At 62.9% G+C, this 26,681-nt stretch carries 25 protein-coding genes; 15 read left to right on the forward strand and 10 right to left on the reverse strand.

The window, feature by feature from the left end; all coding sequences use genetic code 11:
• The first annotated feature begins 5 nt into the window (after positions 1-5).
• A complete protein-coding gene (locus P0M12_RS26355; protein WP_029255289.1) occupies positions 6-539 on the forward strand; it encodes an adenine phosphoribosyltransferase in 534 nt (177 codons plus the stop codon).
• 98 nt (positions 540-637) lie between these two features.
• Complete coding sequence (locus P0M12_RS26360; RefSeq protein WP_003943344.1) at positions 638-3,049, forward strand: RelA/SpoT family protein; 2,412 nt, start codon at positions 638-640, stop codon at positions 3,047-3,049.
• A 52-nt stretch (positions 3,050-3,101) separates the two neighbouring features.
• On the opposite strand, the gene P0M12_RS26365 is transcribed toward P0M12_RS26360, so the two are convergent.
• Both P0M12_RS26365 and P0M12_RS26370 read right to left on the reverse strand, forming a co-directional pair.
• On the reverse strand, positions 3,102-3,896 hold the full coding sequence (locus P0M12_RS26365; protein WP_054188497.1) for a peptidylprolyl isomerase: 795 nt from the start codon (positions 3,894-3,896) through the stop codon (positions 3,102-3,104).
• Between the two features lie 17 nt (positions 3,897-3,913).
• Complete coding sequence (locus P0M12_RS26370) at positions 3,914-4,795, reverse strand: peptidylprolyl isomerase (protein WP_003943303.1); 882 nt, start codon at positions 4,793-4,795, stop codon at positions 3,914-3,916.
• A gap of 195 nt (positions 4,796-4,990) precedes the next feature.
• Between P0M12_RS26370 and P0M12_RS26375 the strand changes: the two genes are divergently transcribed.
• The 4 genes from P0M12_RS26375 (at position 4,991) to P0M12_RS26390 (ending at position 8,633) form a co-directional block, all read left to right on the forward strand.
• A complete protein-coding gene (locus tag P0M12_RS26375) occupies positions 4,991-5,671 on the forward strand; it encodes an MBL fold metallo-hydrolase (RefSeq protein WP_136473535.1) in 681 nt (226 codons plus the stop codon).
• A 15-nt stretch (positions 5,672-5,686) separates the two neighbouring features.
• The gene (gene hisS, locus P0M12_RS26380; protein ID WP_054188496.1) at positions 5,687-6,958 is read left to right on the forward strand and encodes a histidine--tRNA ligase; all 1,272 of its coding nucleotides are present in this window, start codon (positions 5,687-5,689) and stop codon (positions 6,956-6,958) included.
• The gene (locus tag P0M12_RS26385; protein WP_007732974.1) at positions 6,948-7,577 is read left to right on the forward strand and encodes a hypothetical protein; all 630 of its coding nucleotides are present in this window, start codon (positions 6,948-6,950) and stop codon (positions 7,575-7,577) included. The genes hisS and P0M12_RS26385 overlap by 11 nt, the downstream gene beginning before the upstream one ends.
• A gap of 66 nt (positions 7,578-7,643) precedes the next feature.
• Entirely contained in the window at positions 7,644-8,633 is a 990-nt protein-coding gene (locus P0M12_RS26390; RefSeq protein ID WP_277377071.1) for a malate dehydrogenase, read from the forward strand.
• 12 nt (positions 8,634-8,645) lie between these two features.
• On the opposite strand, the gene P0M12_RS26395 is transcribed toward P0M12_RS26390, so the two are convergent.
• Together P0M12_RS26395 and P0M12_RS26400 are read right to left on the reverse strand one after the other, a co-directional pair.
• Positions 8,646-9,881 carry a hypothetical protein gene (locus tag P0M12_RS26395; RefSeq protein WP_277377072.1) on the reverse strand — a complete coding sequence of 412 codons (1,236 nt, stop codon included), beginning with the start codon at positions 9,879-9,881 and terminating at the stop codon, positions 8,646-8,648.
• Complete coding sequence (locus P0M12_RS26400; protein ID WP_037130770.1) at positions 9,878-10,207, reverse strand: type VII secretion target; 330 nt, start codon at positions 10,205-10,207, stop codon at positions 9,878-9,880. The genes P0M12_RS26395 and P0M12_RS26400 overlap by 4 nt, the downstream gene beginning before the upstream one ends.
• Before the next feature lie 173 nt (positions 10,208-10,380).
• On the opposite strand from P0M12_RS26400, the gene otsB reads away from it, so the two are divergent.
• Positions 10,381-11,169 (forward strand): trehalose-phosphatase, encoded by a 789-nt coding sequence (gene otsB, locus P0M12_RS26405; RefSeq protein WP_218960102.1) that lies wholly within the window; start codon positions 10,381-10,383, stop codon positions 11,167-11,169.
• 199 nt (positions 11,170-11,368) lie between these two features.
• On the opposite strand, the gene P0M12_RS26410 is transcribed toward otsB, so the two are convergent.
• The 4 genes from P0M12_RS26410 to P0M12_RS26425 form a co-directional block, all read right to left on the reverse strand.
• A complete protein-coding gene (locus tag P0M12_RS26410; RefSeq protein ID WP_003943323.1) occupies positions 11,369-12,160 on the reverse strand; it encodes an ABC transporter permease subunit in 792 nt (263 codons plus the stop codon).
• On the reverse strand, positions 12,160-13,134 hold the full coding sequence (locus P0M12_RS26415; RefSeq protein ID WP_277377073.1) for an ATP-binding cassette domain-containing protein: 975 nt from the start codon (positions 13,132-13,134) through the stop codon (positions 12,160-12,162). The genes P0M12_RS26410 and P0M12_RS26415 overlap by 1 nt, the downstream gene beginning before the upstream one ends.
• Positions 13,135-13,215: 81 nt before the next feature.
• The gene (locus tag P0M12_RS26420) at positions 13,216-14,271 is read right to left on the reverse strand and encodes a serine/threonine protein phosphatase (protein WP_277377074.1); all 1,056 of its coding nucleotides are present in this window, start codon (positions 14,269-14,271) and stop codon (positions 13,216-13,218) included.
• On the reverse strand, positions 14,252-14,770 hold the full coding sequence (locus P0M12_RS26425; RefSeq protein WP_277377075.1) for a hypothetical protein: 519 nt from the start codon (positions 14,768-14,770) through the stop codon (positions 14,252-14,254). The genes P0M12_RS26420 and P0M12_RS26425 overlap by 20 nt, the downstream gene beginning before the upstream one ends.
• Before the next feature lie 158 nt (positions 14,771-14,928).
• Here P0M12_RS26425 and P0M12_RS26430 point away from each other — a divergent pair, with 158 nt between their 5' ends.
• Genes P0M12_RS26430 through P0M12_RS26440 form a run of 3 tightly spaced genes read left to right on the forward strand, consistent with a single transcriptional unit; the run spans position 14,929 to position 18,995 of the window.
• Positions 14,929-15,549 (forward strand): TetR/AcrR family transcriptional regulator, encoded by a 621-nt coding sequence (locus P0M12_RS26430; protein WP_277377076.1) that lies wholly within the window; start codon positions 14,929-14,931, stop codon positions 15,547-15,549.
• On the forward strand, positions 15,549-17,297 hold the full coding sequence (kstD, locus tag P0M12_RS26435) for a 3-oxosteroid 1-dehydrogenase (RefSeq protein WP_076948455.1): 1,749 nt from the start codon (positions 15,549-15,551) through the stop codon (positions 17,295-17,297). The genes P0M12_RS26430 and kstD overlap by 1 nt, the downstream gene beginning before the upstream one ends.
• A 15-nt stretch (positions 17,298-17,312) precedes the next feature.
• A complete protein-coding gene (locus P0M12_RS26440; RefSeq protein WP_277377078.1) occupies positions 17,313-18,995 on the forward strand; it encodes an ATP-binding cassette domain-containing protein in 1,683 nt (560 codons plus the stop codon).
• Positions 18,996-19,012: 17 nt separating this feature from the next.
• On the opposite strand, the gene P0M12_RS26445 is transcribed toward P0M12_RS26440, so the two are convergent.
• Positions 19,013-19,660 carry a hypothetical protein gene (locus P0M12_RS26445; RefSeq protein WP_116056766.1) on the reverse strand — a complete coding sequence of 216 codons (648 nt, stop codon included), beginning with the start codon at positions 19,658-19,660 and terminating at the stop codon, positions 19,013-19,015.
• Positions 19,661-20,099: 439 nt separating this feature from the next.
• On the opposite strand from P0M12_RS26445, the gene P0M12_RS26450 reads away from it, so the two are divergent.
• On the forward strand, positions 20,100-20,654 hold the full coding sequence (locus P0M12_RS26450; RefSeq protein WP_003944949.1) for a transglycosylase family protein: 555 nt from the start codon (positions 20,100-20,102) through the stop codon (positions 20,652-20,654).
• Between the two features lie 12 nt (positions 20,655-20,666).
• Here P0M12_RS26450 and P0M12_RS26455 read toward each other — a convergent pair whose 3' ends face one another.
• On the reverse strand, positions 20,667-21,398 hold the full coding sequence (locus tag P0M12_RS26455; RefSeq protein WP_065455705.1) for a TetR/AcrR family transcriptional regulator: 732 nt from the start codon (positions 21,396-21,398) through the stop codon (positions 20,667-20,669).
• A 227-nt stretch (positions 21,399-21,625) separates the two neighbouring features.
• Here P0M12_RS26455 and P0M12_RS26460 point away from each other — a divergent pair, with 227 nt between their 5' ends.
• The 4 genes from P0M12_RS26460 to P0M12_RS26475 are packed head-to-tail and all read left to right on the forward strand — an operon-like array spanning position 21,626 to position 26,620.
• On the forward strand, positions 21,626-23,155 hold the full coding sequence (locus P0M12_RS26460; protein WP_215515915.1) for an amino acid permease: 1,530 nt from the start codon (positions 21,626-21,628) through the stop codon (positions 23,153-23,155).
• A 2-nt stretch (positions 23,156-23,157) separates the two neighbouring features.
• Entirely contained in the window at positions 23,158-23,991 is an 834-nt protein-coding gene (locus P0M12_RS26465; protein ID WP_064075360.1) for an urea amidolyase associated protein UAAP1, read from the forward strand.
• The gene (locus P0M12_RS26470) at positions 23,988-24,641 is read left to right on the forward strand and encodes an urea amidolyase associated protein UAAP2 (RefSeq protein WP_007728099.1); all 654 of its coding nucleotides are present in this window, start codon (positions 23,988-23,990) and stop codon (positions 24,639-24,641) included. The genes P0M12_RS26465 and P0M12_RS26470 overlap by 4 nt, the downstream gene beginning before the upstream one ends.
• On the forward strand, positions 24,638-26,620 hold the full coding sequence (locus P0M12_RS26475; protein ID WP_214926892.1) for a 5-oxoprolinase/urea amidolyase family protein: 1,983 nt from the start codon (positions 24,638-24,640) through the stop codon (positions 26,618-26,620). Before P0M12_RS26470 ends, P0M12_RS26475 begins: the two co-directional genes overlap by 4 nt.
• Positions 26,621-26,681: the final 61 nt, after the last annotated feature.

Raw genomic sequence — 26,681 nt, forward strand, 5'->3', positions numbered from 1 at the left:
AATTGATCGCAATCCACCGGGCTGCCGGAGACGCCGTTGTTCGGCTGACTCGCTGGGCAGACAACTTTCCCGGGCCCGGGGTTCGGTTCGCCGATCTGACTCCGGTGTTCGCCGACGCCGAGGGGTTCGGGGCCGTGCTCGACGCCCTTGTCGCCTGTGCTCCGGACGCCGACACGATTGCCGCCGTCGATGCTCGCGGGTTCCTGCTCGGTGCCGGCGCGGCTGCGAAGATGGGTGCTGGGGTGGTGGCCGTGCGGAAGGTCGGCAAACTGCCGCCGCCGGTACTCTCTCGTTCGTACAGCCTCGAGTACGGATCCTCGACTCTCGAGATTCCCGCAAACGGCTTCGATCTCACCGGGCGGAATGTTCTGGTGATCGACGACGTTCTGGCTACCGGAGGGACACTCGAGGCGGCGGTACAGTTGGTCGAGTTGGGTGGAGCGAACGTCGTCGGCGTCGCAGTGGTGCTCGAGATCGAGGAACTGCGCGGTCGAGATCGCTTCTTGAAGTACCCACTGACATCACTGGTGAAGGTCTGAGTATTAAAGTTGTCTCCTGGGGGTCGAGTTAGACCTCCAGGGCAATTACCCGATGCAGGGCGGTTGCCTCAACCAACTCGGTGGTAGGAGGTGGCGACATGACGTCGAATCTTGATCGATCACAGAACTCGGGTGCAGTGTCGCAGGAGACGGGTGCAGTTCCGGCTCCGGAGACGACACCATCGAAGTCCGCGGTGCCCGACGATTCGGGATCTGCGCAAACTACCGGCAATCGGGGTGGGCAGAATCTGGCCGTGCCCGCTTCCGCCTCCCGTAGGGTGCGCGCTCGGCTTGCTCGACGCATCACCGGTCAGCGCAACGCCACCATCCGCCCGGTGCTCGAGCCGTTGGTCAGCCTCCACCGTGAGCTGTATCCGAAGGCCGACCTCGCGCTGCTCCAGCGTGCGTACGACGTCGCCGAGGACAGACATTCGAGCCAGCGGCGCAAGTCCGGCGATCCGTACATCACGCATCCGTTGGCCGTCGCGAGCATTCTGGCCGAGCTGGGAATGGACACCACCACCCTCGTCGCAGCCCTTCTGCACGACACCGTCGAGGACACCGGTTACTCACTCGAAGAGTTGACCAAGGATTTCGGTGACGAGGTCGCTCACCTTGTCGACGGAGTCACCAAACTCGACAAGGTCGTTCTGGGCACCGCCGCCGAGGGCGAAACCATCCGCAAGATGATCATCGCGATGGCGCGGGACCCGCGCGTGCTCGTGATCAAGGTTGCGGATCGTCTGCACAACATGCGCACGATGCGATTCCTGCCGCCCGAAAAGCAGGCACGTAAGGCGCGTGAGACTCTCGAAGTCATTGCACCACTTGCGCATCGACTCGGAATGGCGACCGTCAAGTGGGAACTCGAGGACCTTTCGTTCGCGATCCTGCACCCGAAGAAGTACGACGAGATCGTTCGACTGGTCGCCGATCGCGCGCCCTCTCGAGACACTTATCTGGCCAAGGTTCGCGCCGAGATCAACTCGACTCTGTCCGCCTCGCGGATCAATGCCATCGTCGAGGGCCGGCCCAAGCACTACTGGTCGATCTACCAGAAGATGATCGTCAAGGGCCGCGATTTCGACGACATCCACGATCTGGTCGGCGTGCGCATTCTGTGCGAAGAGGTGCGTGACTGTTACGCCGCGGTCGGTGTTGTCCACTCGCTGTGGCAGCCGATGGCCGGACGCTTCAAGGACTACATCGCACAGCCGCGCTACGGCGTCTACCAGTCGCTGCACACCACCGTCGTGGGACCGGAAGGCAAGCCCCTGGAGGTCCAGATCCGGACCCAGGACATGCACCGGACCGCCGAGTTCGGTATCGCCGCGCACTGGCGGTACAAGGAGACCAAGGGCAAGCACGCGGGCGACATCGCCGAGGTCGACGACATGGCGTGGATGCGTCAGCTACTCGACTGGCAACGTGAAGCGGCCGATCCGGGGGAGTTCCTCGAATCGTTGCGTTACGACCTCGCGGTCAAGGAGATCTTCGTCTTCACGCCAAAGGGTGACGTGATCACGTTGCCTGCCGGATCGACTCCCGTCGATTTCGCGTATGCGGTGCACACCGAGGTCGGGCACCGATGCATCGGTGCCAGGGTCAACGGCCGGTTGGTCGCGCTGGAACGAACTCTCGAAAACGGCGAAGTGGTAGAGGTCTTCACGTCGAAGGCTGCCACCGCCGGGCCGAGCCGAGATTGGCAGACGTTTGTCGTCTCGCCGCGTGCCAAGGCGAAGATCCGGCAGTGGTTCGCGAAGGAACGCCGCGAGGAGGCGCTCGAGTCCGGCAAGGATCAGATCGCGAAGGAAGTCCGCCGCGTGGGACTTCCGTTGCAGCGGTTGATGAATGCCGAATCGATGAGCACGATCGCGCACGAACTTCGCTATCCCGACGTCTCGGCGTTGTACACGGCCGTAGGCGAGAGCCAGGTGTCGGCGCACCACGTCGTGCAGCGACTGGTTGCTCATCTGGGCGGCGTCGGCGCCGTCGAGGAGGAACTGGCCGAGCGTTCGACGCCGTCGACCATGCCGGTGCGCACCCGCAGTACGGGTGACTCCGGAATTCTGGTTCCCGGAGCACCGGGCACGGTGGCAAAACTCGCGAAGTGTTGCACGCCGGTACCGGGCGATTCGATTCTGGGCTTCGTCACGCGTGGCGGCGCGGTCAGCGTGCACCGTACCGACTGCACCAACGCCAACTCGCTCCACGATCAATCGGAGCGAATCATCGACGTCGAATGGGCACCGTCAGCGACATCGGTGTTCCTGGTCGCGATCCAGATAGAGGCGCTCGATCGTCATCGGTTGCTTTCCGACGTCACCAAGGCGTTGGCCGACGAGAAGGTGAACATCCTGTCGGCCTCGGTCACCACCTCAGGTGACCGAGTGGCGATCAGCAAGTTCACCTTCGAGATGGGTGACCCGAAGCACTTGGGTCATGTTCTCAACGTGGTTCGTAACGTGGAAGGCGTCTACGACGTCTACCGCGTGACCTCTGCCTCGTAAACTGCTGTGCGCCTTTATTAACCGCGGGCGGTTAATAAAGGCGCACAGGGGGTCAGGCGACTATTGCAGTCTCGATGGTGATCGGGGTGTTGGGTGCACCGCCGCCGGTTGCTCCCATGCCACCGTCGTCGCCGTCGGCCGCGATCTTCTCGATCGTCGCCAGGCCGGCGTCGTCGATCTTTCCGAAGACCGTGTAGTTGGGCGGCAAGACCGAATCCTCGTAGACGAGGAAGAACTGACTGCCGTTGCTGCCCGGTTTACCCGAGTTGGCCATTGCCAGCGTGCCGCGGGGGTAGACGGCAGGCAAGGAGAGTGCCGGATCGTTAGCCGGGTAGGCAGTGGTCGGGTACTCGTTGTCGAAGCCATAGCCTGGTCCGCCCGTGCCCTTGCCCGAGGGATCGCCGCACTGCAGGATCTGTAGACCGGGTGTGGTGACGAGTCGATGGCACGGGGTGTCGTCGAAGTACTTCTGCTCGGTCAAGCTCACGATGCTGTTGACCGTGCAGGGGGCTTCCGCCCGGTTCAGTTCCATCCCGATCGGGCCGGCCGTAGTCGTGAGCGCGACGTTGACGGTTCCCTCGGTGGACACACCCGTGGAGTTCGGCGGATTGACGGTTTTTGCTGCACCCGCCGCGCTCGGGTACGAGCAGTCGACGGTCGCCGAGGCCGGAGTCGGGACAGGCGGGAGTGCGTCGAACTGTGACATGTCGAGCGGCGGCATGGCAGCCGTTGTCGTCTTCGCCTTGGAGGTGCTGGACGGCGAGTCCGAGCTACCGGAATCACTGGAACAACCAGCCAGAAGCAGCGCCGCGGCGCTTGCGGCGGCAATAACTACAGGAAAGCGCATCACAGGTTTACGTCGCATCAGTCGAGCCTTACTGTCTTGATGTCGGTGGTCAGATTCGGCTTGCCGTCACCCTCTGGCGTCGATCCGCCGGCCGCGACCTTGTCCAAAGTGGCGAGCCCGGTTTCGTCGATCGTGCCGAAAACCGTGTACTGCGGGGGGAGTTGTGAGTCGCCGTAGACGAGGAAGAACTGGCTGCCGTTGCTACCGGGTGCCCCGGTGTTGGCCATCGCAACCGTGCCGCGCGCGTAGGTGACGGGCTCCTGCGCTGCCGGGTCGGTGGTGGAATACGCCGTGGTGGGGAATTCGTTGTCGAATCCGTAGCCCGGTCCGCCGGTGCCGGTGCCCGACGGGTCACCGCACTGCAGCACCTGGAGCGAGGGGCTCGTCGTCATGCGGTGGCAGGTGGTGTCGTTGAAGTAGTCCTGCTGCGCCAAGCTCACGAAGCTGTTGACCGTGCACGGAGACTTCGTTCCGTCGAGTGTGAGCCCGATGTTTCCCTGCGAGGTCTCGACGCTGATGCTCGGCGTCGCGTCCGGCGCGGTGGTGGGAATCCCGTCGGTACGAGGAGGGTTGTTGGCCTTGGACGCGGTAGCGCCGTCGGCTGGATACGAGCAGGAGACCGTGTCGGCCAGTGGCGTCGACAGACCGGCCGGCATTGCACCCGCGGTCTGTGGCGTGAGGCTCGAGTCGTCGGCAGCAGTGTTGGTGGTGTTCGCGTCGTCGTCACTGCGATTGCTCAGCCAGATGAGTCCACCGACGACGCCGACTACGACGACCACGCCGAGCGCAGTTCCGGCTATCGTCATCTGCTTGCGCTTGCGGGCACGTTCTGCGCGACGTTCGAGCTGACGCTCGAGCTTGCGTTTCGCCGCCTCGCGGCGTTGCTCGTTACTCGGCACTGCTGTAGTCCTCCGTATCGCGGGTGGATCGTGGTCGGCCGGCCGAGCGACACCCTGGGGGTCGGCTTCGGCAAGCGGCTCTACTCGTCGTCAGAGTCTCCCATTGCAACCTGAGAACTTACTGGCGGGGCAGCAGCTTAGGCTGTAACCGACAGCGTGTTGTTCGTTTCCACCCTTCGAAGAGGAGTTGCCCCCGTGCTCGTCACTGGTTTTCCGGCCGGGATGTTCCAAACCAACTGCTACATACTCGCTCAGGACGACGCGTGCGAATGCGTAGTCGTCGATCCGGGTCAGGATGCAGCCGAGCCGCTCTTCGAATATCTCGACTCCAAGGACATGTCGGTCAATGCGGTACTTCTGACCCACGGTCACCTTGATCATGTGTGGTCGGCCCGCGAGGTCTGTGAGCGGTACTCCGTGCCCGCCTACATCCATCCCGAGGATCGCTACATGCTCAGCGATCCGGCACGGGGGATCGGCCCGACGATGAAGGAATTCATTCAGGGCATGACGTTCGTGGAGCCGGACGAGGTGATCGAACTGAGCGACGGAGACAAGATCACCGAGGCCGGAATGACGTTCGTCGTGGACCACACGCCCGGGCACACGCAGGGATCGGTGGTGTTCCGCACCCAGGCGAACACCGAGAGCGGGCCCGTGGACTTGGCGTTCACAGGTGACACCCTGTTCCAGGGTTCCATCGGGCGCAGCGACCTGCCCGGCGGAAATCACGAGCAGTTGCTCGCTTCGATCGCCCGCAAGCTACTGATACTCGGTGACGAGACCGTGGTCCTGCCCGGGCACGGTGGCAACAGTTCGATCGGCGCCGAGCGAAGCTCGAACCCGTTTCTCGTTGGACTCAGCGCACAGAAATAAGGAAAAGTACCTCTCGTGAGTAAAGCCAGCACCTTCTCTGCACCCAAGGGCATTCCGGACTACGTTCCGCCGCAGTCAGCCGAATTCGTCGCCGTTCGTGACGGTTTGACGCGCGCCGCGAGGTTGGCCGGATACGGCCACATCGAATTGCCGATCTTCGAGGACACCGGCCTGTTCGCTCGCGGTGTCGGTGAGTCGACCGACGTCGTCAGCAAAGAGATGTACACATTCGCCGACCGCGGTGACCGTTCGGTGACGTTGCGTCCCGAGGGAACCGCCGGAGTCATGCGTGCGGTCATCGAGCACAGCCTCGATCGTGGACAGTTGCCGGTCAAGGTCAGTTACGCGGGCCCGTTCTTCCGCTACGAGCGCCCGCAGGCCGGTCGCTACCGCCAGTTGCAGCAGGTCGGCGTAGAAGCCATCGGGATCGACGACCCCGCGCTCGACGCTGAGGTCATCGCGATCGCCGACGCCGGATTCCGGTCGTTGGGGCTCGACGGCTTCCGCCTCGAAATCACCTCTCTCGGTGACGACACCTGCCGGCCGCAGTATCGCGAACTGCTTCAGGAGTTTCTCTTTGCACTCCCGCTCGACGAAGACACGCGTCGACGTGCCGAGATCAACCCGCTCCGCGTGCTCGACGACAAGCGCCCGGATGTACGCGAGATGACGGCCGGCGCACCGCTGATGCTCGATCACCTGTCCGAGAGCTGCAAGGCGCACTTCGACGAGGTGCTCGCGCACCTGGACGCATTGGGCGTTCCGTACGTCGTCAACCCGCGCATGGTCCGCGGCCTCGACTACTACACCAAGACAACCTTCGAATTCGTGCACGACGGACTGGGTGCGCAGTCCGGAATCGGTGGTGGTGGTCGTTACGACGGTCTGATGGAACAGCTGGGTGGACAGCCGCTCTCGGGCATCGGGTTCGGAATCGGCGTCGACCGCACGGTTCTCGCGCTCGAGGCCGAGGGCAAGTCCGTTGCGCCAGCGGCGCGTGTCGACGTCTTCTGTGTACCGATGGGTGCCGAGGCGAAGGCTGCACTGGTGAAGATCGCACATCAGTTGCGTGCCAATGGGATTCGCGTCGACCTGGCGTACGGAAACCGTGGCGTGAAGGGCTCGATGAAGGCAGCTGATCGTTCGGGTGCCGCGATCGCTTTGGTTCTCGGCGAGCGTGAACTCGAAGAGGGCGTTGTCGTTGTCAAACAGTTGGCAACAGGTGAGCAGGAGACAGTGGCGCTCGACCAGGTTGTCGACAAGCTCGGGGAACTCGTTGAGCACTGAGGCCGAACCGGTTTCGCTCGATCTGGTTCCCGTGGCGTTGATCGCGCCGCGGTTGAAGAAATTCGCCGTTGTTGTCGTGGTGTTCGGTGTGGTCGTCGGGTTGATCGTCAGTGTGTTCTCGACGGCGACCGTTGGAGTGATCGTCGGTGCCGTCATCGCGGTGCCGACGTCACTTGCGATCCTGATGACGCTGCGCCGGCACATCACGTTGTACGGCAACAGAGTTCGTGCGCAAGCTGGTTTTCGAACCAACGTCGTCGACGTGGCCGAGGTACTCACGGCGGCATTGACGGTGCGATCCGGCCGGATCAGCGAAGTCAGCTTGACGCTCGGCGACGGACGGTCCACCGTGCGGATCCCGCTCGCGCTGTATACCGCGGGGGGTGGGCGCGAGTTGGAGATCCTTGCACTCCGCAAGCTCGCCGACGCGCTGGCGGCCAGCGAGTTGGTACCGGCTGCCGCGTTGTCCTCGGTGCTGATCGAACAGTTGCGTGCCGAAGCCCGCGGCGCCGGACTCGCCGAGCGTCCGCTCTACCGCGCCGTCGAACTCGTGACGGCGGAGGGACGAGTGCCGAGAACCACACTGACAGACCACGAAGTGGCCGGTTTACTCGACTAGCGTGGAAACCGTTCTTACAGCGTTGTAGAACGGACAGTCGTGAAAACGGCAGGTGAGGAGTCGGCAATGAGTATTGCGCCCGTAACCGTCACGGTAACCGGAGCGTCGGGTCAGATCGCATACGGAATGCTTTTCCGCATAGCTGCGGGGGAGATGCTCGGCGCTGACGTCCCGATCAAACTTCGACTGCTCGAGATTCCTGCCGCCGTGTCCGCTGCCGAAGGCGTTGCGATGGAACTCGAAGACGGCGCATTTCCGTTGCTGAGCTCCATCGACATCACTGACGATCCCGATGTCGCCTTCTCCCGCGCGAACGTCGGGATGCTGGTCGGCGCACGTCCGCGGAGCAAGGGGATGGAGCGTGCCGACTTGCTGAGTGCGAACGGCGCGATATTCACAGCGCATGGGAAGGCGATCAACAACAACGCAGCCTCGGACGTCAAGGTACTGGTCGTGGGAAACCCGGCCAACACCAACGCGCTCATCGCGATGAACAATGCACCGGATGTGCCCGATGCTCGGTTCAGTGCGCTGACACGTCTCGACCACAACCGAGCGATCGCGCAGGTGGTGAAGAAGACCGGGGTTCGTGCGTCGTCGGTGCGCAAGGTGTCCGTCTGGGGAAACCATTCGGCGACGCAGTACCCGGACCTGTCCCACGCGACTGTCGCAGGTGAGCCTGCACTCGCGGTGATCGACGACCGCGACTGGGTGGAGAACGATTTCATCCCGACTGTGCAGGTGCGAGGCACCGCCATCATCGCTGCGCGGGGATCGTCCTCTGCGGCGAGTGCGGCCAGTGCGTCGATCGACCACGTCCGCGACTGGGTGATCGGCACCGCCGAGGACGACTGGGTATCCATGGCCGTCTGTTCGGACGGTTCCTACGGGGTGCCCGAAGGATTGATCTCGTCCTTCCCGGTGACCTGTGCCGATGGCGAGTTCGCTATCGTTCCCGACCTCGCGATCGACGACTTCTCGCGCGAACGGATTGACCTGTCCGTCAGCGAACTGGAGCAGGAGCGTGCGGCGGTGCGGGAGTTGGGCTTCGTCTGAGGTTTGTCTTGATCAGAGATCTCGGAACAGGTACTGATCGGGATCGTCAGCCCCGAGCACGGGCGGCGACACCATCGGCAGATCGTCGACCATCGAATTCTCGTCGCCGGCAGTGACGAGATACCTCGGGGTAGTGCGTGACGACTCGTCGTCCCGAGATCCGCGGGGTCCACCGCCCAGCATGCCGCCCGGCGACATGCCGCTACTGGCGACTGCCGACGATGGTGCACCCAGGCCGGGCGTTGTTACCGGAACCGGTTGAACTGCAGCAACTCCCGCTGCACCCCTCACCATTCCGCCGGTAGTGCCACCGCTTCCGCTCACCCATGCTCCGCCAGAGCTTGCCGTCGCACTGGGTGACGGCGACGCGCCGGCTGCGAGTGACGTCGACGGATTGCCTGCGCCCCACAGCTTGTCGACGCCGGTCGGAAGCCCGGCGCCGGCCCGTGCAGCCGAAGTTCGAACAGCCTCTGTGCCTGGCTGAGTGGAGTCCGGGTGGGTGGAGTACGGCGCATCACCGGCATCGGTTGAGGCAGAAAGAGGTTGGGCGATCTGACGGGCGGCGTTGTTGATTGCCTCCGCAGTGACCAGGTTGGAGAGTGCCTCACTGGTCGGTGGGGTCGGCACGGGGATCGGTCCGGCAAGGGCGTTCATGGCTGCGGTGTGCCCGAGCATCTCCCCACGCGTCCGAGTCACCGCCGCGACGGCTGCCTGCATGTGTTCAGCTGCCGAGGCAAGCAACATCGCCTGTCCTGGTGGTGTCCACGCGATGGGCGCGGCAGCTGCAACCGTGGTGGCGAAGGACTGCGCGATTGCCGCGAGATTCGCGTTGCCTCGCTGCACCGATTCCGCGGCGGCGGCAGCAGTTTTCGATATCGCGGTTCCGCGTTCGCTCAATTCTGCGCCGCTGTTCTGGGCGGATCGCGACAGTTCGGTCGCGGCGTCACTGCCGGTGCTGTTCCAGGTCTGGCCCACGTCGGCGACCGCGCTTCGGGACAGTCCCATGGCGTGGTCGATGAGAGTGGACGCCTGATCGAAGATGCCGACGGGATCGATGCCCGCAAAAGAGCCTGTGCCGAGACTCTTCCCGAGTTCGATCAAGGGCGCGAACAGATCTTCGATTCCGGGGAGTGCCGGTACCGGTATGCCGGCGAGCATCGATTCGACCACATTGTTCGGCAGTACCGGGGCAGGAGCGCCACCGTGAAGGAATTCGATGACGGTCGTCGAGTCGTCTTCGGTGCTCACGCGGTCGCGCCCGTCGATCCGGCCGCAGCGGTCAGATCTGTTGCGATTGCATGATCTGTGGTGTCGTAGGCCTGCGCGGCTGCACCGGCCGTCGCGGCGTTGCCGGCGTAGAACGTGGCGAGTGCTGCAACATCTTTGGTGTGTGTGGCCTGAGCGCGCGCGAATGCTTCGAGAAATTCGATCCCGACGGGGCCCACGGCCGGTGCGACTGCTGCGATGTTTGCACCCAGATCGACGGCGGCGGCCTGCGCGATGCGTCCTGCCGCTTCGGTCGACGTCGAGCCGTACTTTCGGATGCCGTCAGTGGCGACAGTCAATTCGCTCATCATTACCCCCCAGTTGGTAAGCGTCGTGAGAACTTTAGCGGACCACTGTGGGCCCTTACAGGGAGACGACGCGACCTACTCAGCGGTTCCGGACAACCTGGACGAAGTGGCAGAGATTACATTCGGCTCCGGTGTTGGTATTGCGAGTGCGATCGATTTGGCACACTCGAACCATGCGAACCGCTTCGGACGTCATCCTCCGACTCACGTCCGATCCAGCTCGCTGTGGACTGGTGATGGATTTCGACGGCGTGCTTGCACCCATCGTCGACGATCCGTCGGCGAGTGCGCTACTGCCCGGCGCCGAAGACGTGCTTGCGACCCTGGCCGAGCATCTCGGTGTTGTCGGCTTGCTCTCGGGACGGCCGGTGTCGTTCTTGCGAGAGCGGCTCAGCTTGAATTCCGTTGTGCTCATGGGTTCCTACGGCGTCGAGACCTGGACGGACGACGGAATCCACGTGCTTCCGGCCGTCGCGGCGTTCAGTGATGCTGTCGCCGAAGCAGAAGCCGAATTGCGACGCTTGTTCGACTCTCCGGCAATTCCTGGCATCCATGTCGAGAGCAAAGGCCTTGCGGTGGCCGTGCATTGGCGTCGGGCCGCGGATCGTGCGGTCGCGCAGCGCCTGGTGGAAGCAGCGACGACAGAAATCGCGAGCCGGACCGGGTTGCGGCGTGAGCCCGGCAAGTTGGTCGAGGAATTGCGCCCACCCGTTGAGGAGGACAAGGGGACAGGCCTCCTTCGCGCGATCGCGGCCGCAGGGGTCGACGTCGTCGCGTACGCGGGCGACGACCGGGGTGACCTACCGGCCTTTGCCGCTGTCCTTGCCTCGGGTGGAGAAGCGTTGGTGGTCAAGGGCGACGACATCGCACCGGAAGTGGCTGCTGTCGACGGCGTCCAGTTCGACGGCCCGCAGGCATTCCTCGATTGGATGAAAGAGCTTGCCGCGCAACTGGAACGCTGACGCGTAAGGTCAGTCTGCCAGGAACTCGACCAGGTCTTATTTCGAGGTGCCGCGTCCGCGGGGCAGAGTGACGCGAACCCGCGCGTGCCCTGTTCCTTGGCGTGATCGACAAGCGCTGCGGGTTCTGTCAACGCGAAACTGGCCGCACCGGAAGGGCTCCGGTGCGGCCAGTTTTGGTCTTGGTCGGTTTGCGACTCGGTCAGGCGTCGCGCTTGTTGACGACGGCGATGCTGATTCCGAATATCACCAGCACAAACGCTGCGAAGTAGAACAAGCTTCCCCAAGGGCCCCAATGGAAATTGGTGCTCGAACCCGAAGAGAGGAAGTGGTCGGCGTTGGCGAACGGGAGGAACGGTGTGACGTTTCTGCCGAAGGATCCGAACATGCCGAACAGGCTCTCGATGAGCAGTGGCCACAGCAGCAGTAGTGCAATGGCGCCGGCGGACTGACGAAGGAGTGCTCCGACGGCGATGGCAAGGGCAACGCAGAGGAACGCGAAGATCGGTACGCCGTAAACGGCGCGCCAGGCGTCGGCGTTGTCCAGTGCCAGATTGGTGGAGCCTTCAGAGCCTGCCGCAGCTTTGGTGATGAATACCGCGCCGAGCATGAGAACGAAGGACAGCACCGCGCCGAAAGCCCCGATCAGGCCGGCTTTGGCGATCAGAACCGAAGCCCGACTCGGGATGGCCTGGAAGGTGGTACGGATGATGCCGAAGCGGTACTCGCTGGTGATCGCGAGCGCTGCCATGATCATCAGGACCATGACGCCGAATCCGGATACTCCTAGCCCCGCGTCGTTGAACGTGGGGAGGAATTTCTCGAAATCAGGAGTTCCTGATGCGGCTTCGTCGTTGTACGCCTGAATGCTCGAACTCGACGAACGCCCGATCATCCAGGCGACGCCCAACCCTAGGACGATGATTGTGATCGTGCACCACAGCGGCGACTTGGTCGTGGTGATCTTGATACGTTCAGCACTGAGAACAGCCATTACAGTGCACCTCCCATAGCGTGCTGTGTGTTTGCGTGGTGGGCTCCGGCGCCCGGATCGATACCGGATGCGTGGTACTGGACATCGTCTCCGGTCAACTTCATGAACGCATCCTCGAGCGATCCCTGCACAGAAGCCAACTCGTGCAACACGATTCCCTGCGAACCAGCCAAACCACCGATCACATCGGTGGTCGAATCCACGACCACCAACACCGGCTCCGATCCTGAATGTTCCTCGCGGACAGTCAGTCCCTGGGCAGTCAATGCGGCATGGAGAGCGTCCAATTGTGGGCTGCGCACGCGCACCGTCGACTCCGACGAACGATCCACGAACTCCGCCACCGTCGAATCCGAAATCAACCGACCCCGACCGATCACCACCAACTGCTCCGCCGTGAGCGCCATCTCCGACAGAAGGTGACTCGACACCAACACCGTGCGGCCCTCAGCCGCCAACCGCTGCATGAACTTACGAATCCAGACGATGCCCTCCGGATCGAGACCGTTGACCGGCTCGTCGAACAACAACACCTTCGGATCCCCCAACAACGCACCCGCCAACCCCAGACGCTGCGACATACCGAGCGAGAACCCGCCGGCCTTCTTACCCGCCACCTCGGACAACCCGACCAACCCGAGCACCTCGTCGACGCGGGACTTCAGGATCCCGTTCGAAGCAGCCATCCACTGCAGATGCGCCCGCGCACTGCGATTGGGGTGCACCCACTTCGCATCCAACAACGCACCCACCGTCCGCAACGGCGTCTTGAGCTCCCGGTACGGCTTGCCCTCGATCAACGCCGCACCCGACGTCGGCTGATCCAAACCCAGGATCATCCGCATCGTCGTCGACTTACCGGCACCGTTCGGGCCCAGAAAGCCCGTCACGATGCCCGGCTTGACTGTGAACGACAAATCGTCCACCGCTTTCGTCGGTCCGTAAACCTTGGTCAATCCCCTCAGTTCAATCATGAGGAGAACTGTGCCCTACCGGCACTGACCAGCACATCGGTCCCGAGGATGACATGAACCCTGAGATGTGAATACGGCAGTTCAGGGAAAACCCTGTGCTCGACCGGAAGTCGGAACTGGCGCGGCCTGCGGGTAGGGCCCATCGAAGTCGCCGTCGAACAATCGCCAGTAGAAGTCGTTCATCCTCGCAGCGACGGGCGCGTGCCGTGTCACGATCGCGGCCACCTCTGGTGTCACATCACCTGGAATATGACCTGTGGCGCATCGTCGTACGTACTGGTTGCGGGCGACTGGTCCGCCGCTCGTCGGCCTCGGTACCCCGCAGACCTCGGTCACCAGCCAGTTGACCAGAAGCATGGCGGCGTAGTCGGCGTCATGAGTGGCGTGGCGCCGGACGAAGTCGTGCTCGGCAGTCGACAGGTCGAAGTGTGGGGATGTGGCCAGTCCGAAGTCGGTGAGATAGATCCGCTCCATGTCGGTGCGCATGTTGCCGAAATGTCCGTCCATGTGCAGCAACTGTCGATCGCGCAAGAATGCCACGATCTCCGAAAACTGTCGCTCGACTTCGGCAGCTTTGGCGGACGGGTTGTCTTCCAGCCAATTCGAGATCGGGTGTTCGATGTACTCGCAGAACAGTACGAGGCTGCACGGCGCAGCGGCAAGCGCTTCGAGACGGGTCCGCACTTCACGGCTGGCGCCGGCGGTGTGAACGGAATCGATGTCGGCGTGTTCGGCCGCAACGGGCGAACGTCCGGGAAGTATCCGCCAGTGGTAAAGCATTGGGAACGACTGTGTTTCGCCGGCCAGAACGGCATCGGTGACCACGATGTTCGCGGCCAGTTCTCGCCAGGCGTTGAAGCTTGGGCCACCAATGCCGTACTGGCAGAACGTCGGCAGATCGAAATGGTTGGAAGTAGAGCCCACCTCGGCGATTTCCCGCACGCTCAGTGGGATGCGTTTGGTGAATACCGGAACGCCGTTGAGCCTGTTGTCATAGACCCTGATCACTCCTGCGGCGCCACCTACGCCGACACTCGAGATTTGAACGGTGTCGACCAGTCGGGCCAGTTCGACATCGTTCTGGGAAGACAGGAACGCCGACAGCTTTCGGTGGCGGTCAATCCTGACGTCTGTCATTCCACGACTGTGCCACAGGCTCGTCCGGCTTCGATTTCGCGGAGCCGCCTGTCGAAGTCACCGATTCTGGCGGTGTCCTCGTAGTAGTCCTCTTGCTCGATGATCTTTCCCACTTAGTCCGAACGAGAAGCACTGTTCGATTTCGATAGATGACGGTGCCGTCGGGGCCGAGGGCTCGGTCGTCGAAACGGGCGAGCAGGGTCATGCGCCAGAGTGGACCACCGAAATACGCTTCGGTGACCGCGCCTTGAAGCCCCGCATCGACAAATTCTTGGAGAAACGTCTCGATTCGGTCCCGTCCGGAATGCACTCCTGACCACCGGTGATCACCATCCGCGAATCTCAGCACCGCGTCGCGGTGATAGGAATTCAACAGCGGCTGATAGTTGCCGGAATTGAGCGCGCGGACGTCGCGTCGGAACTTGAAGATCAGCGCTTGGCGCAGTAGCGATCGCGAGACGATCGCCGTTCCGAAGCCCGCCGCGAACCATCGTTTCATCTTCGAAGCTTGTCGTGGCATCGAATGCCCTGTCAACGAAATGCCCGGGTCTGCTGATATCTGACAGAGAATTGGATATTGACAGTGACTGTCACAATAGGTGAGACTCGCATTATCGAGAACGGCCGGATCTCGGCCGAGGCGGGAGGACGTTGCTGATGTCACTACGGGAGAGACAGCGGTTGCAGGTGCGAGCAGACATTCAACGTGCGGCATTCGATCTGTTCGCGCGTGACGGTTTCGAGGATGTGACCACCGAGCAGATTGCGGCGGCAGCGGGGGTATCGGCGAGTACGTACTTCCGGCACGTCCGTAACAAGGAGGATCTGCTGTTGGATCCGGTCAGGCAGGGCGGTGCCGGAATCGTGACGCTCCTCGAGGAGCGCCCGGCATCCGAGTCGGCTGATCTTGCGATCTCACGGGCAATCCTCGAGCGTTCCAATGCTTTCGAGTCCTCGGAGATCGATCAGTGGCGATCGGCGTTCCGTACCGCGCCGCACCTGATGGATCGAGTCGCGCTGATCGCGCCCGAACATCGTGATCGGCTGGTCGAGTTGGTGGCACAACTTATGCAACTCGATCCGGAAAACGACAGCCGCCCAGGACTTCTCGTTCATTTGATGTTGGCGGCGGCGGAGTTCGGTTATCGGCAATGGATACGTAACCCTCACAAGCGCGGGGCATCACTTCCCGTGTGCGTCGAGGGGGCGCTAGACGCTGTTCGAGGATCCCGGTGGCACGCGCAGGACGAAGATGACACGAAAGGTCGTGACCAGTGATGGACGAGAACTCTCAGGGCGCCGTGCCGCCCGTAGTGGATGTAGTTGTTGTCGGATCGGGGGCTGCCGGCATGTCCGCAGCCATCACCGCAGCCCGCAACGGACTCTCGACGATACTCGTGGAGAAGTCCGAATACTGGGGCGGTTCGTCGTCCCGGTCCGGGGGCGGCGTGTGGATTCCGGGAAACTCGATACTTCGCCGCGAGGCGCCGACAGATGATATCGACTCTGCACGAACATATCTGAAGAGCATTGTCGGAGAGGATGCAGACGCCGACCGAATCGACACGTATATCGATCGGGGTCCGGAAGCCCTCGATTTCCTGATTCGTCACTCTGCGTTGGAGCTCGAATGGGTGAAGGGGTACTCCGACTACTTTCCCGAGGCACCTGGCGGACGTGCAAGCGGCCGCTCGTGCGAGCCGCGCCCGTTCGACGCGCGAGCTCTGGGCGACGATCTTGCGACACTTCATCCGCCGTACATGAAGGTTCCGCTCAACATGGTTGTCCAACAATCTGATTACCGTTGGCTGAGCACGGGGATCCGGCATTGGCGGGGTCCGGTGCGGATGCTTCGGGTAGGAATGAGATCCCTGGCCGCAAGAGCTCGGAAGAAGAAGCTGATCGGGCTCGGGCCGGCGCTCATGGCCGAACTGATGCTCGGAGTTCGGGACGCCGGAGTGACGGTGGAGCTCGGGACGAGGCTTGTGGATTTGGTGACCGACAGTGATCGTGTCGTGGGTGTGCGACTCGAGTCCGGGGGAGTGCAGACCACCATGCATGCTCGATGCGGTGTCATCCTCGCGTGCGGCGGGTTCGACAACAACGACGACATGCGAGGCGAGTACCAGCGCCGGCCGAGTAGCGCGCAGTGGACTCTCGGGGCACCGACCAATACCGGGGACGGTATCCGTGCAGCTCTACGCGTCGACGCCGCAATTTCGTACATGGACGACGCGTGGTGGGCCCCGTCGATTCCACTGCCCAAAGGCCCGTGGTTCGCCTTGGCGGAACGCTCGTTGCCTCGCAGCCTCATGGTCAACGCCAGCGGTCAGCGCTTCATGAACGAGTCGCTTCCCTATGTCGAAGCGGCACACGCCATGTTCGGCGGAAAGTACGGCCGAGGTGAAGGACCCGCTGAGAACATCCCGGCTTGGCTGATCTTCGATCAGACGTACCGTGACCGTTACCTGTTCGCGGGGGTTCCGGCGCGCAGGCCGATACCTCGGTCGTGGATCGAATCGGGTGCGATTGTGCGAGCTGGATCGATTGCCGAACTCGCTGCCGAGATCGGAGTGCCGGGCGATGCGCTGTCCGCCACCATCACACGATTCAACAGTCACGCGCGCGACGGAGTCGATCGCGACTTCGGCCGTGGGACAAGCAGATACGACCACTACTACGGCGACTGCACCAACAAGCCCAACCCCAGCCTCGGAGAACTTACGAAGGGTCCGTTCTATGCCGCGAAGATGGTGCCTGGAGACCTGGGGACCAAAGGCGGCATCAACACGGACGCTCGCGCGCGAGCGTTGCGCGCCGACGGTTCGGTCATCGACGGGCTCTATGCAGCAGGTAACACCAGCTCACCGGTGATGGGTCATACCTATGCCGGTCCAGGTGCAACTATCGGTCCCGCAATGGTTTTCGGATATCTGGCGGCGCTCGATGCGGTCGGACGATCCCGCGACGGTAGTGAGCTCGAGACCGAAGGCAGGAATAATGGTTTGGCAGATCGCCGTGGGTAGGGTTCTCTTGACAGCGTGACCCACCTCAACATCGCCGACGTCGACTACTTTCTCCCTGATGGTCGGCAACTGCTCAGCGGTGTCAGCTTTCGGGTCGGCAACGGTGCAAAAACTGCACTGATAGGCCCCAACGGGACTGGTAAGACGACGTTGCTCCGCATTGTCGCCGGAGACGTCGTCGCCGACGAGGGCGCTGTCACTCGATCCGGAACACTGGGCGTGATGCGGCAATTCGTCGGCCAGGTTCGCGACGAGTCCACCGTGCGCGATCTTCTGTTGTCCGTCTCGCCGGCACGGATCCGGGACGCAGCACTGGCGCTCGATACGGCAGAAAACGCGATGATCGAGCGCGACGAGGAATCAACTCAAATGAAGTATTCGCATGCGCTGGCCGATTGGGCCGACGTGGGCGGCTACGAGACCGAAGACTTCTGGGACAAGGTCACTACCGCGGCTCTCGGTGTTCCCTATGACCGTGCGAAGTGGCGCGCGGCCAACTCCCTCAGTGGTGGCGAGCAGAAACGGTTGGTTCTCGAAGCACTGTTCGCTGGGCCCGACGACGCACTCCTACTGGACGAGCCGGACAACTACCTCGATGTTCCGGGCAAGCGATGGCTGGAAAAGACGATCTCGGAATCGTCGAAAGTGGTTTTGTTCGTCAGCCACGACCGCGAACTGATCGCCAACGCGGCCACCCACATCGTGACGCTCGAGCCCGGAATCAGCGGCGCAACGTCGTGGACCCACGGTGCTGGGCTGGCCAGCTACCACCAAGCCCGCGAGGATCGCAACGCTCGATTCGAAGAACTGCGCCGACGCTGGGACGAGGAGCACGCGAAACTGCGTGCCCTGGTTCTGCGATTGCGTGAAAAGGCCAAGTTCAACGACGGCGTCGCTGCGCGGTATCACGCCTCGCAAACGAGGTTGGCGAAGTTCGAGGAGGCAGGGCCACCCGAAGCGATTCCACTTCAGCAGAAGGTGACGGTTCGGCTGGCGGGCGGGCGAACCGCCAAGCGCGCGTTGGTATGTCAAGATCTCGAGCTGACCGGATTGATGAAGCCTTTCGACACCGAGATCTGGTACGGAGATCGGGTTGCCGTGCTGGGCTCCAATGGATCCGGAAAGTCGCATTTCCTTCGGCTCTTGGCGGGTGGGGGGACCGATCCGGGGAGCGAGCATCTGCCCGTCGAGGCGCTCGACATCGCGCCGGTCGAGCACGGGGGTGCTGCGACGCTGGGTGCCCGGGTACGTCCCGGATTGTTTGCGCAGACACACTCCAGGCCCGATCTGACCGGAAACACGCTGCTCGAGATCCTGCACATGGGCGACGAACACCGCAGCGGAATGGGACGCGAAGCGGCGAGCCGCGCGCTGGACCGTTACGGATTGTCCCAAGCTGCGGAACAGAAGTACGACGACCTGTCCGGCGGTCAGCAGGCACGATTGCAGATTCTGCTCCTCGAGCTCTCCGGCGCCACGATGTTGTTGCTCGACGAACCGACCGACAACCTCGACCTTCATTCGGCGGATGCGCTCGAGCAGGGCATTGCTCAGTTTGCCGGCACGGTCATCTCGGTCACGCACGATCGCTGGTTCGCGCGCGCGTTCGACAGGTTCCTGGTATTCGGATCGGACGGGAACGTGTACGAGAGCGAGTCTCCGGTGTGGGACGAGGCCAGGGTCGAACGAGCGCGCTGAGATCGAGCAGCCGCTCCCTACCTGGGGAGAGGCGGCAATTCGTCGATCACGGCGCGAAGAAGGCCCAGATCGCTGCGATCCGATCGAGGTGGGGGACAGCGCGAAAGATCGAGCTGTGTCGGAAAGCGCCACACAACGCGACCTGGATCTACCCTGTTCACCGCCGAGTACCAGTGGGTGAGGGGCTCGGCGAGCGCCGCGTGAAGCTCGAAATGCCGTCGGCGGCGGCTGGGGTCACCTTCGCGCTGAAGTAGAAGCTGCTCCGGTGACGGTATCGAGATGACGGTCAGATCCGCGAAACCCAGTTCGAGGTGCTCGAAAGCTGTCTCGACTGCCGCGAGCTCGTACTCGAATCGCTCCCGAGGTGCTGCGCCCACCGCAGCGAGACACCAGCTGTAGTGCAGTTTCAGCGGGTCGCTGTCGCAGAGCGCGATACCGGTTCTCGCTTCGAGATCTTCCGCTTGCGACCATCGCTTCGAATTGACCGTTGTCCAGTAACTTGCCTGAAGGTCGAGATCCGTACCGTCCGGCTCGAACCCGGTGGGCTGATACTCGGCGACGAATCTCTCCGCCGCGGATTCGCCACCGAGTTGGGTTCGGCACCAGGTGGTCTTGCCGGCGGCGCTGGGTCCTTCTACTGCGATGATCACCAGTCCATTCTCCATAATGATTGGGGCGGTTGGTTTTTCCCGTTGCCAGGAATCTCTTAACATCCCCAGGATCCTCGTTGGCGGTCCGACACGGCCTGTTTCGGTGTGGTGGGTCACAAAATCACCGTGACGGTTGCCACATAACGGACGGATAACGATCGGTATGGTTGAAGCTCGAATCAATTAGTTGACCTGTGGTTATTGCTCGAGTTTCGACTGAGTCTGGTACAGCAGTGCCGGAAAACTGCCCCGTGACCAATCCGTGACCATCACCTACGGTCGTTGACAGCCCGAAACTACCGGGCAAACACCGACCCGCAACTGCGTGCTTCTGCCCCGCGGGTCCGGTACTCCCGAAACCTTCGCGGGGCAGGAGTGAAACAGACGAGTCGATCGACGAGACGTGAAAGCGTCCGGGCCGACCTCGTCCGCGGTAGCGGAGAGGATTTACCCAATGACCAGCATCACCTTCAAGCGCGCCCTCGGCGCAGTTGCAACCGCAGGCGCAGTCGTCGCGATCCCGCTCGCCATGAGCACCGGCACCGCTTCGGCAGCCGGCCACGACTGGTCCGGAGTCGCAAACTGCGAGTCCTCCGGTAACTGGGCCGCCAACACCGGAAACGGCTTCTACGGTGGTCTGCAGTTCACGCAGAGCACCTGGAACGCATTCGGTGGATCGGGCAACGCTGCCAACGCCAGCCAGGCCGAGCAGATCCGTGTCGCCGAGAACGTTCTCGCAGGCCAGGGCGTCGGCGCATGGCCCGTCTGCGGTCAGTACCTGACCACCGGCACCACCGCAGGCAACTACGAGGCCGCAGCCGCCCCCGTCACCGCTGAGGCTTCCGTCGAGTCGGCTCCGGCAGCAAGCACCGGAAGCGGCAACTACGTGGTCAAGGCAGGCGACACCCTGTCGAAGATCGCTGCTGCACACGGCATCTCGCTCGAGAACCTCGCCAGCCAGGTTCCGAACATCAACCTGATCTTCCCGGGACAGTCCCTCTCGGTCTAGTCTCGTGGCCGTTTAGGTCCTCAATGCGTCGAAATTGTCCGGAGCCGATGCAGCCCCGGACAATTTCGGCGTTTCTGCGTTCGCAATGAGCGTTGCCGCTTCCGTATGGATGGGGTCAAGATCCTGGCGCCACCCAAGAATGTGCAGCGCCGACCCGGCGATGACAGCGGCGTCGGGAATCGGGGTGCCTTCGAGCGCGTCGGCTCGCGCGCTGATCACGCTTTCTACCAGGCGAAACGGAAGCTCGGCCAGGTGCGTTGATGATGGATCGTCAATCGCGTCGAGCACATCCTGGGCGAGTGCCCGGTATTGCTCGCGAAGCCGATCGCGATCGGCTCGGAACGACATGAACCTGTCACTTCTCAGTTCCGGTAAGAGATAAAGGACGCCGAGGTTCCACCGTCCGGTGATCAGTTGTGCCGCGTCGATGTACGAAAGTGCGTACAGCTTCACCTCGGGTGAGGTGCCGAGTGGCCTGAGATTCTCCGCGAAGTCGAGCGCCGGCGTCACGGTGTCGGCGAGAAGTGCAACCAGAATGTCGTCCTTGGTGGCGAAATGGTTGTACAGCGACGCCTGACGCATTCCGACTGCTTCGGCGATGTGGCGTGTGGACGTCGCGGCGAAGCCTCGGGTGGTGAACAGTTCAGCGGCTGCATCCAAGATCTCCGCCCGGGCAGTGCCACCCGGGCGTCGGCGAGCGGTCAGGCGGGGTCGTCCGGGGCCGGCGTTGGTCACGCCTTCCATAGTGGCAGGCTGCGGCCTTACGTGCGGGATGGCCGCAGCTGTGAGCATTCGGTCACGTGCTCGAAACGTACTCAACGAGCCTGTTACAGAATCAGGCGAATCGTATACGCGGGCGTCACCTGCGGCGAGTGGATTTCGCGAAAACTATCAATCGACAGTTATTCGCCTCTGAATCGCTTCGCCGAAGGAGTACGCCGTTGAGTGCAACCACCCCGGCTGCGCAGCCCATCACCGCATCCGCACTCGCCTCTTCGCCTCACGACGACGGTGACCTCGCGGAGTTCGGCTACGAGCAGCAGCTGCATCGATCGCTGGGAAAGTTCGCGTCTTTCGCCGCGGGCTTCTCCTTCGTCTCCATCCTGACCACGATCTTCCAATTGTTCGGCCTCGGTTTCGGTTTCGCGGGTCCGGCATTCTTCTGGACGTGGCCGGTCGTCTTCATCGGTCAGTTCATGGTCGCTCTCAACTTCGCGGAACTTGCTGCCAGATATCCGATTTCGGGTGCCATCTACCAGTGGTCGCGGCGGATGGGTGGTGAGATCGTCGGCTGGTTCGCCGGTTGGTTCATGATTCTCGCTCAGATCGTCACTGCATCGGCCGCCGCGATCGCCTTGCAGGTCGTGCTCCCCAATGTGTGGAGCGGGTTCCAGATCATCGGCGAGGACAGCGCACTCACCTCATCGAGTGGTGCCGCCAACGCCGTGCTGCTCGGATCGGTACTTCTGGTTCTGACCACCTTCATCAACTGCATCGGCGTCAATTGGATGTCGCGTATTAACAACATCGGCGTGACCTGCGAAATCGTCGGTGTGATCGCAGTGATCGGGATGTTCTTCACCCACGCTCAGCGCGGACCGGACGTCGTCTTCGACACCGGCAGTGCCGGCGGTCAGCCCGGATACGCCTGGGCGTGGATCATGTCCGGACTGATGGCTGCTTACGTCATGGTCGGCTTCGGTTCGGCAGGCGAACTGGCCGAGGAGACCCGCAACCCCCGACGCGTCGCACCTCGTACGATCCGGCTTGCACTGTCCGCTTCCGCGCTCGGCGGCGGCTTGATGATCCTCGGCGCGTTGATGGCAGCGCCCTCACTCACCGACGGACGCCTGGCCACGGAAGGTTTGCCGTACGTACTGACATCGATTCTCAGTTCCCCGTGGGGCACGGTCTTGTTGATCGACGTCTCGATCGCAGTGTTCGTGTGCACCTTGGCCATTCAGACTGCTGCTTCACGGCTGATGTTCTCGATGGCCCGCGACGGGCGGCTTCCTGCCTCGCAGGTACTGGCAAAGGTCAACCCCCGCACCGGAACACCTATCGCGCCGTCCGTCCTCATCGGTCTGGTCTGCATTGCCGTCCTGGCCGTCAACGTGGGCAACTCGGCAATTTTTGCAACCCTGTCCAGCGTATGCATCATCTTGATCTACTTGGCCTACCTCATGGTGACGGTGCCGCTGCTGGTTCAGCGTCTCAAGGGATGGCCTCGCACGGCAGTCGGCCCCAAGTTCGACGCCGAAGGCAAAAAGCTTTTCTCCCTGGGCATCTGGGGAGTTCCGGTCAACATCGCCGCGGTTGTGTACGGCACGCTGATGGTGATCAACCTGTCCTGGCCACGAGCCGAGATCTTCAACCCCACCGGGGAGTACCCCATTCTGCAGTGGGCCGCGCCCATCACGGTAGCGCTGGTCGTGGGGCTGGGAGTCGCTTGCTTCCCACGTGGCCGCGCCACCCCGAATCCCGTCACGATCGGAGCCTGACCATGAGTACTCAGACCACCGCCGGAGCACGCGAGCATGCCCGGTCTCAAGCTGGAACGATCACCGATTCCATGCCCGTATTGCCGGCAACGCGTTGGCCGAACCCACCCGAAGACGTCGCTCCCGAACGTCTGACCTGGGCTGAGACCGTGCCGGGTGGGCGGTACACGACCAAGGTTCTCGCACGTGGAACCCGATTGCGACTTCGCGACATCGCTGGCAGCGCCTGCGCAAACATCTTGCTCTATCGCGCCGACGCCCCCTGGGAGCGTCTCAACGTCGCCGATACCGTCAAGGTGCCATGGCAGGCCTATCTCGGCGTCGGGCACCCGTTGCTCTCCGATCAGGGGCGAGTACTTGCGACCGTGGTCGCAGACACGTCGGGTCACCACGACGCGTTCTGCGGAACGACGTCACGCGCCACCAACGAGGCGAAGTACGGGCAGGGTTCGCTGCACAGTGCCTCACCCGCCGGTCGTGAACTGTTCACCGTCGCTGCCGCGAAAAACGGGCTCGGGCCGCAGGACATTGCGCCGCCGTTGTCCTTCTTCCATGGTGTCCGCGTCGAGGCGGACGGCGCTCTCACCAGTACGGGGTCCGCCGGCTCGGGCGCAACGGTCGACCTTCTGATCCACCTGCCCGTCATCGTGATGATCGCCAACACCGCGCACCCACTCGATCCGGCGCCGCAGTTTCCCACCACGTCCCTCGAAGTGCTCGCGTGGAACGCGGCCGACGAACTCGGCGGCCTTGACGATCTCGGGCCGGAATACCAACGCGCAGTGCTCAATACCGAAGATGCCTGGACGGCTTCGAACCTGGAGGAGATCGCATGACCACCACCTTGGATGTCCCCGCCCTCGTTCCCGGAACGGTGATCCTCGACGAGATTGCTGACGCATTCGGGCCGTGGTCCGCAGTTGTCCGTGCCGGTGACGTTCTGACCATCGTCGATCTACACGGAAATCAAGCCGTCGACACCCTCGTCTACGCCGGTGACGATCACAGCGTTCGGTACTCGGCAGCAGCGACGGTCACAGCCCAGAAGAACCTGTTTCTGTCCACAGGCTCCGTGCTCCGCAGTGACGACGGAACTCCACTCATGACCCTGGTCGCAGACGAGGTCGGAAACCACGACACCGTCGGCGGCGCGTGCTCACAGGAATCGAACACCCTGCGATACGGCCACCACACCAAGCATCAGCACGCGTGCGTCGAGAACTTCCTCGTCGAGGGCGCAAAATGGGGGCTCGGTAAGCGGGACCTGGTGTCCAACATCAACTTCTTCATGAACGTCCCGGTCGACCCCGACGGCACACTCGGAATCGTCGACGGACTGTCGGCACCAGGCAAGCGGCTCGCGTTGCGTGCCGAACGTGACGTGCTCGTCCTCGTGTCCAACTGCCCGCAGATCAACAACCCGTGCAACGGCTTCGATCCCACGGCCGTCCGCATGATCGTCACACGGCCGGGAGCAGACGAATGAACGCAAAACTGACCATCGTGCGTCCCGGAATGCTGACGACGGTTCAGGACTATCCAGGACGCGTCGGATACTGGCAGATCGGAGTCCCACCATCGGGCCCGATGGACGACCTGTCGTTTCGGTTGGGAAACACCGCACTCGGAAACCCCGAAGGCGCCCCCGGCATCGAATGCGCGATGGCCGGACCTGCCATGACGTTCGACGAAGACACCACGGTCTGCATCACAGGTGCCCCGGTGTCGGTGACCGTCGACGGCGTCGTACACGGTCAGTGGCGTCCCGTTCTCGTCCCCGCTGGATCGGTGCTCGACGTCGGAACGGTCAGCGGCCCGGGACTGCGCATCTACGTACTCGTACAGGGCGGAATCGAGACCGACGACTATCTCGGCAGTGCGTCGACCTTCACCCTGGGCAGGTTTGGGGGACACGAAGGTAGGACTCTGCGGGCAGGAGACGTTCTCAAACTCGGACAGGCGACCGGGGTCGCGGGAGCTGTTCCCGCCGAGCATGTTCCGGCGATACACACGTGCTGGGAACTTGCGGTGACCGAGGGCCCGCACGGGGCGCCGGAGTTCTTCACCCGCTCCGACATCGACACGCTGTACGCGACCGAGTACGAGGTCCACTACAACTCCGACCGCACCGGTGTCCGGTTGATAGGTCCGAAACCAGACTGGGCCAGAACCACCGGCGGCGAAGCGGGACTTCACCCTTCGAACATCCACGACAACGCGTATTCGATCGGTGCACTCGACTTCACCGGCGACACGCCCATCCTCCTCGGACCAGACGGACCGAGCCTCGGCGGCTTCGTCTGCCCGATCACAGTGGTGTCCGCTGATCGCTGGAAGCTCGGACAGTTGGCTCCCGGGAACAAGATTCGCTTCGTGCCGGTCCGCGCCGAACGGGCAGCCTCCCGGCGTGACCTCGGAGTATCGCGTCGAGCGTCCAATTCGGTTGTTCATTCCTCTGGTGGTGACGGCGACGACGGCGTCATAGCCCGTCGTGACGGCGACACCACGGTCACGTACCGGCGCTCAGGCGACGACAACGTTTTGGTCGAATACGGCGACATGAATCTCGACCTGGCGTTACGTGCGCGTGCTCATGCACTGCATCAGCGACTCGAAGCCGAGAAGCCGGCCGGACTACTCGATCTCACCCCGGGAATCCGCAGCCTGCAGGTCCGCGTTGACCCGGACGTGCTGCCCGTCCGCAAGCTGATGGGAATGCTCGCCGAGGCGGAGGACACCTTGCCGGCGGCCAACGAACTCGTTGTGCCCAGTCGCACTGTGCGGATGCCACTGTCGTGGGACGACCCGGCAACGCGCGAAGCGATCCAGCGGTACATGCACGGGGTTCGCGCCGACGCGCCGTGGTGCCCGTGGAACATCGAGTTCATCCGCCGGATGAACGGTCTCGAATCCGTGAACGACGTGTTCGACACCGTCTTCGGCGCCGAATACATGGTGCTCGGACTCGGTGACGTCTACCTCGGAGCGCCGGTCGCGACGCCGCTCGATCCGCGTCATCGTCTGGTCACGACCAAGTACAACCCCGCCCGCACCTGGACCCCCGAAAACGCCGTCGGGATCGGTGGGGCGTACCTCTGCATCTACGGCATGGAAGGCCCAGGCGGGTACCAGTTCGTCGGACGTACGACGCAGGTGTGGAATCACCGCCACCCCGCGAAGTCCGGGCCGTTCGAGGAGGGCACTCCGTGGTTGCTGCGATTCTTCGACCGGATCTCCTGGTACCCCGTCGAGCCGGAAGAGTTGATGGATCTGCGCGCGGACACCGCCGCCGGCCGCGGCGGGGGCGTCGAGATCGAGGACGGCAGCTTCTCGCTGGCCGAGCATCAGGAGTTCCTCGCGTCGAACTCGCGCTCGATCGAGGAGTTCCGCGCGATGCAGTCCGTCGCGTTCGGGGCCGAGCGTCAGCGCTGGTCCGACGCAGGGGAGTTCGCGCTGCCCGGTTGATGGTCGAGTGAGCACAGTCGTCTTAGAGTGAGCACCGCTTCGAGTGTGGCGGAAGCGGTGC

This window comes from Rhodococcus sp. RCBS9 (assembly GCF_029457415.1).
In the GTDB taxonomy this organism is placed as follows: Bacteria; Actinomycetota; Actinomycetes; order Mycobacteriales; family Mycobacteriaceae; genus Rhodococcus_F; species Rhodococcus_F qingshengii.